Source organism: Mesoplasma syrphidae (assembly GCF_002843565.1).
GTDB lineage: Bacteria > Bacillota_I > Bacilli_A > Mycoplasmatales > Mycoplasmataceae > Tullyiplasma > Tullyiplasma syrphidae.
In genome coordinates this window covers 641,883-656,603 of record NZ_CP025257.1, presented here as the reverse complement: position 1 = coordinate 656,603, position 14,721 = coordinate 641,883, and the positions used below count along the sequence as shown (strand labels likewise).

Below are 14,721 nucleotides of genomic sequence, written 5' to 3'. Positions count from 1 at the left end.
AGAAGAAAGGTCTTAAGATATGAAAAAATTATTAACAGTCTTAGGAGTAGTTACAATAACTGTTCCACTATTGACAACAACAGTATCTTGTTTTTCATCAATAACACCAATTCCAAAACCTGAAAAAAATGATGGATTTGAAACTGGAGATAAATGAAAAGGTCAAGGAAATTTAGAAGAACTTTATAAAATTAAAGAGCAATCTGTTAAAAATCAAAAATGACAAGAAGTTTTGAAGACAGATTATTCTCAAAAAGTAAGCAGAACATTAGAACAAGCTGCCAATCCAAGTGATAAGTCTACCTTGGCCGACAAAAATATTTTGCAAGTAGAAGATAAGCTACAGTTTACTCCATATGCGGATATGGGAATTGTAGAAGATACTGCTGAATATTTAATGAAAGAAAAGGGTCGAAGTTCTGCAGCTAGAACTGAAGCAATGGAATCGTTAGAAAAACATAAAACCAATAATATAGTTTATAATGATTTGGGCGAAATAGCTGGTAAAAAAGATGTTATTACAGATTCAAGTGAAATCACTTTAGGATTTATGCAAAATGCATCTGACACTGGTGAACTAGTGCCAATGTGAAACGCTGCTCCTGCAAAGGGAAATCAAGGAATTTTAGCAGATGAAAAAGATGAAACAGAGTATGCTAAATGATTTAATGATCGTTACCGTAATTGAACGGGAACAACGGGAAAACAAACTAAATGAGAAGGTAATGAAAACACAGGACATTTAAATTCTGATAATCTTCGTATATCATTTGGTCCTTTTGCAAATTCGCTATGACATACAGCTTGACAAAATAATAAAACTCCCGAGCAGTTAGCTGGAGTTTTAGAAAAAATTTCTGAAAAATATGAAACTAAAAAGTTTGATTTTTACTTTGCTGCTCCTTATTTGTCAGCAAGTGGAAACTATGCTGATTCTCAAAGATTATTAGCAAGTGCTTTAAAAATTCTTGTTGAAAAAGATATTGGCTATGATGTTCAATTATCACTAGTTATGTCAACTAAAGATGGTGTAGCAATTAGTGATGGATTTTTAGAGACAGGAAGTTTAAAATTGCTTGGAGATGAAGCATTCCCTTTATACAACTTTACAAAATATTTGGGAATGAATTTTAGATTAAATTTAGTCGCAGGATATTTAACAGTTCCTAATGAAATTACAGATCCAAATTGAGTCTTAGAAACTACAAAAGCGGGAGTTTTAAAAACTCATATTAATTGACAAAAAATGCATCGCACAATTAATAATGGAAGTGATGAAACTTTAGATAAATCATCAAGAAAAGTTAAAGTTACTCCTTGAATTGGTCGTCGTGCTGAACAAGCTGCTTATAATTTCACACCTAAAAACGCTTTAGATTTAAGAAAATGAGCAGAATCAGAAAAATTGGGTGGTATCGGAATGTTTTATATTTCTCGTGATGCTCCTAGTTACTTTGATGATAATGGGTTAACTGGACCTGCACAAGCAGATCAAAATGCCCTAAATCAAAATGTTCGTTCTGGATCAGGATTTGAGCAATTTACATATGCAAAAGCGCTAAATGGGACTATACTGGAAGACAGCGATATTCCTCAGGAAGCAAAATCAGTTGAAGATGTTATAAAAATCGGGGGAATTGATTATCAAAAAGATATTCAAAAAAATACTGATTTAGATAACCCTGGAGAAGGTTCATGAGAAGGACCTGGAATTGGTGGACCTGGGCAAGGAGCTGGAGGTGCTGGTGAAACTGAAGGTTCAAATCCGCCACCGCCAACTGGACCAGGAAAAAGCATGTATAGTTCATGAGAAGAAGCCAATCCTAATAGAACAGCTAAGGTTACAAAGCAAGAACAAGCAAATCCAAATACATATTTTTCTCCTTACTTAGATGCTGGTTTATACCAGGGAAATGATATGAAAGAAATTATGACAGAAGTTCCTACAATGGATCATTTAACACTAGCCTTTGTTCAACAAGTTAACCATCATGGTGATGCTATTGAAATGTCAATTGCTGGACAAGCAAAAGATAATGAAGGATATACATGATGAGAAGAAACTCAATTGTGAGGAAAAATGCTGAAGCCATTAGCTGAAAGCAATAATTTTGAAAACATCAAAGTTGCTTATGGTGGAGCAACAACTGGTGGGTTTACTGAAAAAAATCCTTGAACTTTGGCAAACAAGCTAAATCCTGGAAATTCTAAAAAAGCTCAAGAAGATTTAACAAAGGCTTTAGTTGGATATCAACAAGAACTTGTTGGAGTTGCTAAAAAATATGGAACAACAGATGTTAAAATGCCAAAAGCAATTGATTTTGATATTGAAGGACATGCTCAAGAATTAAATGAAGATAATCGTTTATTGGCAAGAACAATTGCAAAAATGAAAGTAAACGATCAGAGTTGAGATTTTTCAGTTACATTGCCTGTCTTACCAACAGGATTAACAAGTGTGGGTTACAACGTTATGAATATTTTCATTGAAGAATTTCAAAAAGCTGGTCTTGGACAACAAGATTTACCTGTAATCAATTTAATGCTAATGGATTATGGTGATCCAATTTATGCAAAAGCACGTGATTCTGATAAAATTACAAACTTTGAATTGGCAAAAAATGCTATTAATTCAACAAAAAATAATTTGGCAACTTCAATTGAGGCTAACTACGGACAAGTATCAATTGGGAATAGTGGATTATACCAACTAATTGGAGCGACTCCAATGATTGGTGTAAATGATACTGTACATGGAGTATTTACATTAGAAGATGCCAAAGATTTATACAACTGAGCTCATTTAAATGGTTTGGCTTATATTGGAACATGATCAATGAATGACGATCGTGGTCGTGATATTTATTCTAATAAGCCGGTTGTTAAATCGTTAACATCACATGGACTTGCCTATCTAGAAGCATATGATTTTGCTAGAGCACTTAGCGGTCATTGAACAGATGGTGTATTAAACCCTAATAAATAAAACTAAAGTTATTTTTGATTATTCAAAAATAACTTTTAAGCATGAAAAAATGGAAACTGGGAGATTAAAATATGAAAAAACTGTTGTCAATACTAGGAGTTATAGGACTGACCGCAACAACAACATTATCTGTTGTTGCTTGTAATTCTAAAAAAGAGGATGAAAATGGCCCATGAGTGCCCGATGCAGCAGTTGAAGGAATTGCTAAAATAAGTAATCAAAGGCTAACTACAAATAGCATTAAAAAAATAAGCATAGTATCAACAAACGGGGCCCCATTTAGAAATGGTGCAAAAATTGTTTCAAGTCATCCTGAAATTGCCGAAGCAGGAATTAATGAAACTAATAAAAGTGAAATAACTTTGAGAGGTAATCAAGTTCTTGGAACTACTAAAATTATTGTTTCATATCCAGGAGTTCGAAACGTTGAGTTTGATGTTGAAGTAGTTGCTCAAACAACTCCATATATTGAACCGATACAAGATGTCACAATTATTAAAGGAAAAGAAGCAAATAAAACAGTTGCAGTTTCTGTTGCAAACAAAACATCTGGAACAAATATTGCTGTCAAAACTGAAGCCCCTCAATATGGGCAAAATGAGTATCCTCAAAAAGAACCGGTTACAACAGCTAAAGTTGTTGGTGATCAAATTGTCTTTACTTTAAAAAATAATTCAGTTGGACAAGACAATGTGACTGTTAGTTATGGAAGTGCCAAACCAATTAAATTTAAAGTTAGTGTTTATGAAGAAAGCTATATTGAAAATCCCCCTGGAAAAGACAAAAGTGCCTTTGCAACTTGAGGAGAAGCTAATCCAAACCGTACTAGTAAAAACGTTAAAAAAGAAAATTGAAATGGAAAAACTTATTTTGCGCCTTACATTGACGCAGCCTTATATGCTGGAGATAACATGAAAGAAATTTTGGCACAAAATATGAATCTTGACCATATAACTTTAGCATTTGCTGCTCAAGATGGAAGTCAAACAGATAAATTGGATATTTCTTTTGCTGGAGTTGCTAAAAAAGACCCAATTCCTGAAGGACCATACTGATGATATTTAAACAAAAAATTAGTACCTGATATTTTGAAACCAATTGCTGATGCAGGAGTTTTTAAGAACACTAAAATTTCTTATGGTGGTTATAATGCTGGTGCCGAGCCAGAAAAATATTTGCCATGAGTTTTGGCAAATAAATTAAATCCTAAAAATGCTCAAAAAGCCCAAAAGGATTTGGAAAATGCATTTGTAAACTTTCAAAAAGAAACTGCAGCATTAGTTAATCAACCAATGAGTAAATCTATTGACTTTGATATTGAAGGTGAAGCGCAATTAGATATTTATAACAAAGATACTAGATTATTGGCAAAAACATTGGCCGGAATGGTTAAAAAAGATCATGATTGAGACTTTTCATTGACAGTTGCAGTTTTACCTACTGGACTTGTAAGTGGTCCCAATAAAGGACAACAAGTACTTGATTCATTTATTGAAGAGTACAAAAATGCTCAAGTGCCATTAGAATTTTTACCAAAAGTTAATCCAATGGTCATGGATTATGGAAATGCTATTTATGATGAAGCTATAGCTAATGGTAAAACAAATGCCGATTTAGCTATTATGGCTATGGAAAGCACAAAAGACCAACTTAAGGCATCAATATTAAAATATTATCAAGAGCAAATAACTGATGAGCAAGCCTATAGTTTGATGGGTTCAACACCAATGATTGGAGTTAACGATACAGAACACGGAATTTTTACTTTAGAAGATGCTAAAGAATTGTATAGTTGAGCTCAAGTGAATAACTTATCATACTTATCAATGTGATCTATGAACGATGACCGTGGTTTAAGTTATCCAATTATTAAAGATCCAAGTAACCAAAATCAAGGTTTTCTTGGGGGACAGCAAGCCAATAAATCGCAAACATCGCATGGTTTATTGTATCTAAATGAATATGACTTTACAAAAGTATTAACTGGTGATTGAAAGTATGTTTAACGACAATGTTAAATTAGAAAGAAAAAATAAATTATGAAAAAACTATTAACAATATTAGGAGCAGTTACTTTAACAGCAACTGCAGGATTATCAGTGGTTGCTTGTGGAACAACAGAACCCAAAGTACCACCAAGTGTAGCAGAAGTTGTTAAGGAATATGAAAATGAGCTAAATAAAATTTGAAGTGGTGTTTATAATGCCAATGCGCATAAATTTGTTAGACAAATTGGAGAAGGTGGAGATAAAGAAAACTATCAGCTTTTTAATTTAAATTATTTAGAGAGTGAATATGGAAATCGTAAAGAGGGTTCTTTTAATCTACATGATGACCAAAAAAATATTGAAATGTTTTCTAATGATTTGAGCAAGTTATTTCCAAAAGAGCAATTTGAAAGTATGATCCAAGATAATATTGCAACAGGTGAAAATGCTATTAAGTATAGAAATATTTATATGGGTTCACCTCAAAGTACACTTGGAGAATTTAAAATTTCTACAGACAAAGGCTTTGTTCTCACAAAAACTGCATATGTAGAGGGAGAAAAAAACGAAAAGTTATACTCAATTCAATCAACTATTACTAAAGACATGTATCATAAAGATTCTGAAGGACAAAAAGTTTTATTTCAAACAATGGAAATTCCAATGAATATTATTATCGGAAAAGATGGACCGACTATTTCGTTAATTGACAAAATAGTAAGCAATTTGCCCAAAAGATTATTTTCAGAAAAAGGATCACAATTTGCCTCATCAATTATTAAACAAACTGATTCAGCTTTTAAAACATACGATGATGAGTTGCAATTAAAATTAGCAAACTACATTAATTCAGAAGTGTTTAAAAATACTATTGATAAAGAAGTCGCTGACCTTAATAATAACGAAAGCATTTATAAGCTTGAATTTGGTACTAAAATTTCAGAAGAAAGTCAGGTAGCTATGACTTCTACAATGCTTAGAAATGATAATAAAAGAGCAGTTCAAACAAAACGTATGTTCGATTTACAAAGAAATCCTTTAGCTAACAGTTTAATTTTGAAAAAAGCTGACACAAAAGCTTTAGAAGAAAAAGATGCTTCTATGATGCTTCAAGAAATCATTAAGGGCTTAGATGATAGTGTTAGTTTACATGATCAAGATTTGACAAACTTTTTAGGGTTATATGTTCAAGATCAAAAAGCTAAAGAAAAAATGATTCAACAAACTCATAGTTTTGGAAACTTTAGATTAAATAATATTAATTTAGAAATGAATAATAGTGAACAAACTATTGAACTACCAACAATGGTAATTCCATGAACATATAGAAATGATAAGTACAATGATTTAAATAAAAAAGATCTTTGACTAAATTCACTATATAATTCTTTGAAAGTTATAAATGAAAAAGTTATGGCAACTAGAGCTGATTATTATAATAATAATGAAAACGAAGAAGTTGTTCAAAAGGGTATGTTTGCTGTTTCTGAAAAAACCCTATCTGAAATAAGAAATTCATTTTCTATTGAGTGAAGTGAAATATTGGAACGAACTGAAAAAAATATAAACTCATCATTTCGAGAAGATGTTTATACCCCTAAAATGCCTAAAATTTTTAAGGTTAGAGATAATGTTACTTGGGTGGACCTTGCAAGAAGTGGGAAAAATTATATAACTGATGAAAGTAGTTTTGACTTCAGCAGTTTTTCAGCAAAAATTGAAACAGTTTTAGGAGTTGACAAAAACTTAGGGAACGTTGGAAGTCATGCTTCGGGTGCGAGATTATCAAGCCAAGGAAGTAAGTATTCTAAAAATCCAATTAAAAATAATAAAGCTTTTTACCATGTAGGAGATTCTCAATCGTTTTCTAATGTTAGTTCTTCTTATATTTTTAATATAGGATTAATTAATTTTAGAATGTATTTGCCCCTTGATCTAGGAAAAGCTTTTGACACTTTATCTGCTACAAAGAATGACAATTGAGATGGAAAACAATATTTTGATTTAAGCAATGACAAAAGCTTATTTACAAAAACAGAAGCCGATTTTGATTGAAATGCTACCAATCCATATGCTGCTCTTGACACAAGTAGTTGATTAAGAAGTATTAATCCAGTTCTTTTTCAGCTTAGATAAAAAGTTTTGTACCATTAGTTTAAATTTTTAAACAACTATTCGCAGTAAGAAACTCAGTTTTTCAAAATATATAATTACAAAAATAGCGTGAAAGGGAAAAAATGAAAAAACTATTAACAATATTAGGAGCAGTTACTTTAACAGCAACTGCAGGATTATCAGTGGTTGCTTGTGGAACAACAGAACCCAAAGTACCACCAAGTGTAGCAGAAGTTGTTAAGGAATATGAAAATGAGCTAAATAAAATTTGAAGTGGTGTTTATAATGCCAATGCGCATAAATTTGTTAGACAAATTGGAGAAGGTGGAGATAAAGAAAACTATCAGCTTTTTAATTTAAATTATTTAGAGAGTGAATATGGAAATCGTAAAGAGGGTTCTTTTAATCTACATGATGACCAAAAAAATATTGAAATGTTTTCTAATGATTTGAGCAAGTTATTTCCAAAAGAGCAATTTGAAAGTATGATCCAAGATAATATTGCAACAGGTGAAAATGCTATTAAGTATAGAAACATTTATATGGGTTCACCTCAAAGTACACTTGGAGAATTTAAAATTTCTACAGACAAAGGCTTTGTTCTCACAAAAACTGCATATGTAGAGGGAGAAAAAAACGAAAAGTTATACTCAATTCAATCAACTATTACTAAAGATATGTATCATAAAGACTCTGAAGGACAAAAAGTTTTATTTCAAACAATGGAAATTCCAATGAATATTATTATCGGAAAAGATGGGCCGACTATTTCGTTAATAGAGAAAATAGTAAGCAATTTGCCCAAAAGATTATTTTCAGAAAAAGGATCACAATTTGCCTCATCAATTATTAAACAAACTGATTCAGCTTTTAAAACATACGATGATGAGCTGCAACTAAAATTGGCAAACTACATTAATTCAGAAGTGTTTAAAAATACTATTGATAAAGAAGTCGCCGACCTTAATAATAACGAAAGCATTTATAAGCTTGAATTTGGTACTAAAATTTCAGAAGAAAGTCAGGTAGCTATGACTTCTACAATGCTTAGAAATGATAATAAAAGAGCAGTTCAAACAAAACGTATGTTCGATTTACAAAGAAATCCTTTAGCTAACAGCTTAATTTTGAAAAAAGCTGACACAAAAGTTTTAGAAGAAAAAGATGCTTCTATGATGCTTCAAGAAATCATTAAAGACTTAGATAAGAGTGTTAGCTTACATGATCAAGATTTGACAAACTTTTTAGGGTTATATGTTCAAGATCAAAAAGCTAAAGAAAAAATGATTCAACAAACTCATAGTTTTGGAAACTTTAGATTAAATAATATTAATTTAGAAATGAATAATAGTGGAAAAACTATTGAACTACCAACAATGGTGATTCCATGAACATATAGAAATGATAAGTACAATGATTTAAATAAAAAGGATCTTTGACTAAATTCACTATATAATTCTTTGAAAGTTATAAATGAAAAAGTTATGGCAACTAGAGCTGATTATTATAATAATAAGGAAAACGAAGAAGTTGTTGAAAAGGGTATGTTTGCTGTTTCTGAAAAAACCCTATCTGAAATAAGAAATTCATTTTCTATTGAGTGAAGTGAAATACTGGAACGAACTGAAAAAGATAGAAATTCATCATTTTCAGAAAATGTGTATACCCCTAAAATGCCTAAAATTTTTAAGGTTAGAGATAATGTTACTTGGGTGGACCTTGCAAGAAGTGGGAAAAATTATATAACTGATGAAAGTAGTTTTGACTTCAGCAGTTTTTCAGCAAAAATTGAAACAGTTTTAGGAATTGACAAAAACTTAGGGAACGTTGGAAGTCATGCTTCGGGTGCGACATTAGAAAGCCAAGGAAGTAAGTATTCTAAAAATCCAATTAAAAATAATAAAGCTTTTTACCGTGTAGGAGATTCTCAATCGTATTCTAATGTTAGTTCTTCTTATATTTTTAATATAGGATTAATTAATTTTAGAATGTATTTGCCCCTTGATCTAGGAAAAGCTTTTGACACTTTATCTGCTACAAAGAATGACAATTGAGATGGAAAACAATATTTTGATTTAAGCAATGACAAAAGCTTATTTACAAAAACAGAAGCCGATTTTGATTGAAATGCTGTCAATCCATATGCCGTTCTTGAATCAAGTAGTTGATTAAATAGTATTCTTCCAGTTCTTTTTCAGCTTAGATAAAAGCTTTTAAATAATAATATGAATGTGATTTTATAAAAGCGGTAACGGTAATTAAAAATATATTTAATCACAAAGTTAAATTAGAAAGAGTAAATAAATTATGAAAAAACTATTAACAATATTAGGAGCAGTTACTTTAACGGCAACGGCGGGATTATCAGTTGTTGCTTGTGGTCAAAAAAAAGATGATGCTAAATTGCCACCAATCTCAAATGAGCTAATTAAAGAATTTCAGGATGAGTTAAATAAATTATGAAATGATGTTTATAATCAAAATGCTGAAAAATTTGTTAGAAAAATTGGTGAAGAAGGTGACCAAGAAAATTACCAACTTTTTAATTTAAATTATTTAAATAGTCAATATGAACATATTCCGGGAACAAGAACTTTTGATCTTCATGAAGATAAATCAAATGCTGAAAAGTTTGTTTATGATTTAAATAAATTATTTCCTAAAAATCAGTTCGCAGATAAAATTCAAAAAACTTTGGCAACGGGTAAAAATGCTGTCAAATATCGAAATTTATATATGGGTTCACCAGATTCTACACTTGGTGACTTTAAAATTGCTCAAGACAAGCCATTTAATGTTATCAAAACTGAGTATAAAGAAAATCAAGAACAAGAAAAACTATATTCAATTGAAGCAACAGTTGCTAAAAATATGTATCATAAAGATTCTGAAGGTCAAAAAAGTGTATTCCAAACAGTTGAAATTCCTTTAAATATTATTATTGGGAAAGATGGTGTGGCAATAACTTTGGTAGAAAAAATTGCTCGCAATTTACCCAAAAATTTATTTTCTGAAAAAGGTTCACAATTTGGGACTTCAAGAATGAAAAGAAGTGATGCAAATTTTAAAACATATGATGATGATTTGGAGTTGGGTTTATCTAATCAAGTTAACTCAAATGAGTTTAAAAATACCATTATCAAAGAAATTGAAAGCATTAATAATAATGAAAGCCAATATAATATTAAATTTGGACCTAAAATTTCAGAAGAGAAGCAAATATCAATAACTTCAACTATGCTAAGAAATGACAATAAAAAACAAGTTGAAACGAAACGTATGTTTGATTTACAAAGAAATCCTTTAGCTAACAGTTTAATTTTAAAAAAAGCTGATACAAAAGTCTTAAAAGAAGAGGATGCTTCTGTAATGCTTCAAGAAGTGATCAAAGATTTAGACCAAAATATTGATGAACATGAAAACGATCTAAATACTTTTTTAGATTTATATCTTGACAAAAATGTTAATCGGGAATCAATAGTTAATAAAACCTATAGTTTTGGAAATTTTAGACTTAACAATGTTTTTATAAATATTGAAGATAATGAAGTTTCTCTAGAATTGCCGACTATGGTAATTCCTTGAACTTACAGAAATGATAGTTATAGTGACTTAGATAAAAAAGACAGCTGATTAGTTTCTCTTTACAATGCTTTAAACATTGTCAATAAAAAAGTTATGGCAGTTAACACTAACTATTTTACAGAGCGTGAAAATGTTAGTCGTGGTATGTTTGCTATTTCTAAAGAAGCTTTATCTGAAATAAGAAATTCATTTTCTATTGAGTGAAATGAAATTTTAGAGCGAACTGAAAAGGATAAAAATTCATCATATTCAAAACGTGTGTATAATCCTAAATGACCTGAAATTTTTAAGGTTAGAGATAATATTACTTGGGTGGACCTTGCAAGAAGCGGGAAAAATTATATAACTGATGAATGCAATTTTGACTTTAGCAGTTTTTCAGCAAAAATTGAAACGGTTTTAGGAATTGATAAAAGTTTAGGAGAAGTTGGGAATCATAGTACGACGGGTGCAAGTTTGACAAGCTATGGAAGTAAATATCCAAAGGAAAATTGAAGAAATCAAACTTCGTATGCCATAGGAAATGGGCAAACTATAGTCAATGCCAGTTCTTCATATATTTTTAATATTGGATTAATTAATTTCAGGTTGTTTATACCGATTGATCAAGGAAAAGGGTTTGATATTTTATCTGCTGCGACTGATGATAATTGAAGCGGAAAACAATATTTTGACCTGAGTAATGATCGAAAGTTATTTTCACCAACGGAAGCTGAATTTGATTGAAATGCAAGTAATCCATATGTTTCTGATTCTTATAATTGATGAAGCAGCATTAATGCGACATTTTTTCAGCTTAGATAAAAAGTTTTGGACCATTAGCTCAAATTTTAAACAACCAATCGCAGAAAGGAACTCAGTTTTTCAAAATATATAATTACGAAAATAGAGTGAAAGAGAAAAAATATGAAAAAATTATTAACAATATTAGGAGCAGTTACATTAACTGCAACTGCGGGATTGTCAGTTGCTGCTTGTGGGAAAAAAGAAAAAGAAAAAGTACCACCAATTTCAAATGAATTAATCAAAGAGTTTCAAAATGAATTAAACAGAATTTGAAGCAGTGTTTATAACCAAAATGCTGAAAAATTTGTTAGACAAATTGGTGAAGAAGGCGATCAAAGCAACTATGAACTATTTAATTTGAAATATTTAAATGAAGTTTATAAAGATGCCGAATCAAATACAACATTTGACCTTCATGAAAATAACGAAAATGGTATTAAGTTTGCCAAAGATTTAAATATTTTATTTCCTAAAGAACAATTTAGCAAAATGATTCAAGCAAATCTAGCAACAGGTGAAAATGCTGTTAAATTTAGAAATATTTATATGGGCTCACCTGATGCTACACTTGGAGAATTTAAAATTTCTGGAGATAAAGACTTTATGCTTACAAAAACAGAATATACAAATCTTGAAACCCAGAAATTGGAGCAAATTTATTCAATTCAGGCAACGGTTACTAGAGATATGTATAATAAAGATTCTGAGGGGCAAAAAGAGTTGTTTAAGACAATGGAAATTCCATTACATATTTTAGTTGGTCAAGAAGGTCCAACAATTTCATTTGTAGAAAAAATCGTTCGTGAGCTGCCAAAAGAGTTGTATAATAATACGAGTTCACAGTTTGCCTCATCATTGTTAAAAGAAAGTAGCAGTTTAGACTTTAAAACTTATGATGACAAAATAGAAAGTTCAATAGCTAACTATATTAATTCAGATGTATTTAAAGAGGCTATTTCTTCAACAGTTGAAAAACTCAATGTTGAAAATACTGAGTATTATCTTACATATGCTCCAAAAATTACAGAAGCAGAGCAAATTTATGTTAATGCCAATATGTTAAAAAGTGATAGTCGCAATATGACACAAACTAAACGTATGTATGATTTGCATCGAAACCCTTTAGCAAATAGTTTAATTTTGAAAAAAGAAAATACTGAACTGTTATCAGAGGAAAATGCGGTTACTATGCTAAAAGAAGTTGTCAAAAACTTTGATCAAATTGTTGAAGAATATGATAATGACCTAAAGAATTTTTTTGACATTAATAATATTGGACAAACAAATCGTGACAAAATTGTTGGACAATCATATAGTTATGGAAGTTTTAGACTAAGCAATCTTAGTTTAAAAATGAATGAAGATATTTCATTGGAATTGCCAACTTTAGTAATGCCTTGAACATATAAAAATGATAAAGTTGACGCTCACAAAAAAGATTTATGACTAATATCATTATACAATGCTTTAACAATTGTCAATAAAAAAGTCATGTGAACTAGTGAGCTACCAACTGGAAATTTTACAAGGAATGCAATATTTAAAACATCATTGGATGTACAAAAAAATATGCAAAATTCATTTGCTGAATCATGAAATGCAATTATGCGTAAAACAGCTATTCATAATAACAAATACGATTTTGGATATAACTTTAGTACAGCTAATAAGATTTCTACTGATACAGGCTTTAAAATTGATAAAAATAGCGTTACAGCAATTAACTTTGCTCAAGATAACCAAAAAAACTATGTTACTACTGAAGAAAATTATGATTTCAGTAGATTTGGAGCAAAAATGGAATTTGTTGTAGGGTCAATTGATACAAGACCCAATTCTGACACTGGAAATTTTGTAGGAAAACATATTACTTCTGCAAATTTTAACAAGTGAGCATCATATGATACAAATATTAGTTATTTAGAAACAACTACAGGTAACGGTTCTGGAAAGGACCCAGTAGAGATAAACGCGTCTTATATTTTTAATATTGGTACAACTACTTTTAATCTTTTTATGCCTTTTGATAAGGGAAAAACTTTTAATGCAATGAATGAAAATGACAATCTTTGAAATGGGAAAAACTATTTTAATTTAAGCAATGATAAAAATTTGTTTGATGATAAGCTTGATTGGAATGCGGAAAATCCATATTTAAATTTATCTGGATGACTTGGCAAAGAGCAACGATCTTTAAAGTTTTTTGATCTTGAGATTAGAAAGTATGAATCTAAACTTTAATGAACAAATATAACAAATAACTTTTTACCCATAGGAAACAAAAAGATAACTAAATATATATAAAAATCACAAACATAAGTTTGTGATTTTTATAATAATCCAATGGTTAATCCTGTTACAATGACCATTAAAACTGTAGTCAGGCCAATAATTTTTTTTCACATAATAATTTTGGCTTCTCAATCAGTTAGAGTAAGTTGATAACGACGGCCCTTGTGATTAAAAAACTCTGCAGCGCGCCTATTTCTAATTCAACTCAAAATCATGTAACTAAATGCAAAACCAATTAAAATTGAAAAAGCTACTCATCCTACTCCAGCTCATCCACCACTAGCTCCATTTAAATTAAAGTTTCAGTATAAAGATCACCCAATTAAAAAAGACAAACCAGTAGAAAGTGAAGTCAACAATAATGGAAGCAATCAACCTCATCAGCGAAGCTTTTTATTGATCTTATAGTAGTAAAGCTTTGCATTTTGATTGCTCGAGCTATATGTTTCTTTGATTATTTCATTGACTTCTTGATTATGAACCTGTTTTTGTGATTCGCGATATTTTTTAATTGAGTCTTTTTTTTGCATGTCAATATATCCTTACTAATTCTTATATAAATAGTAAACCATATAATTCTTAATATCCACAATATCTGAAGTTATTAAAAATAAAAAATATGCCGGTTTTCTTGCATTTTTAGACATTTTTAATGTATAGTTATTAACAATAAACAAAGAATTTAATATAGAAGGGACAAGTGGTTATGCGTTCAAATTACCTAAATACTTGTAAAGCGTTTTTTGAAATGCATTATGTCATGCGCCTTAATAATTTTTATTAAATAATTTATGATTTTTGAACTTGATTTATTATTTAGAATAAAAAAATCGATTAGTCAACAATATAATTTGCATATTTAGTGTTTAGATTATATTTGATAATATTTAAGCAGGAAAATCAAAACAAAACTTAAAATTTTTTTTACCAAACTATTGGAAATTAATGTATTATTGGTTTTAATACTAT

7 protein-coding genes are annotated in these 14,721 nt (G+C 30.1%); 6 read left to right on the top strand and 1 reads right to left on the bottom strand.

Annotated elements, in window-relative coordinates; translation table 4 throughout:
• The first annotated feature begins 19 nt into the window (after positions 1 to 19).
• The 6 genes from CXP39_RS02780 (at position 20) to CXP39_RS02755 (ending at position 13,701) form a co-directional block, all read left to right on the top strand.
• Positions 20 to 2,986, top strand: a complete 2,967-nt coding sequence (locus CXP39_RS02780) for a hypothetical protein (protein ID WP_027048528.1) — start codon at positions 20 to 22, stop codon at positions 2,984 to 2,986.
• Positions 2,987 to 3,057: 71 nt separating this feature from the next.
• A complete protein-coding gene (locus CXP39_RS02775; protein WP_027048527.1) occupies positions 3,058 to 4,992 on the top strand; it encodes a lipoprotein in 1,935 nt (644 codons plus the stop codon).
• Positions 4,993 to 5,025: 33 nt separating this feature from the next.
• Positions 5,026 to 7,110 (top strand): lipoprotein, encoded by a 2,085-nt coding sequence (locus tag CXP39_RS02770; RefSeq protein ID WP_101305128.1) that lies wholly within the window; start codon positions 5,026 to 5,028, stop codon positions 7,108 to 7,110.
• Between the two features lie 101 nt (positions 7,111 to 7,211).
• On the top strand, positions 7,212 to 9,296 hold the full coding sequence (locus CXP39_RS02765; RefSeq protein WP_101305127.1) for a lipoprotein: 2,085 nt from the start codon (positions 7,212 to 7,214) through the stop codon (positions 9,294 to 9,296).
• A gap of 100 nt (positions 9,297 to 9,396) precedes the next feature.
• The gene (locus CXP39_RS03970; RefSeq protein WP_027047945.1) at positions 9,397 to 11,478 is read left to right on the top strand and encodes a lipoprotein; all 2,082 of its coding nucleotides are present in this window, start codon (positions 9,397 to 9,399) and stop codon (positions 11,476 to 11,478) included.
• 102 nt (positions 11,479 to 11,580) lie between these two features.
• Positions 11,581 to 13,701: a lipoprotein gene (locus CXP39_RS02755; RefSeq protein WP_027047946.1), complete on the top strand. Its 2,121-nt coding sequence runs from the start codon at positions 11,581 to 11,583 to the stop codon at positions 13,699 to 13,701.
• A gap of 89 nt (positions 13,702 to 13,790) precedes the next feature.
• Here CXP39_RS02755 and CXP39_RS02750 read toward each other — a convergent pair whose 3' ends face one another.
• Complete coding sequence (locus tag CXP39_RS02750) at positions 13,791 to 14,282, bottom strand: hypothetical protein (protein WP_027047947.1); 492 nt, start codon at positions 14,280 to 14,282, stop codon at positions 13,791 to 13,793.
• Positions 14,283 to 14,721 lie beyond the last annotated feature (439 nt).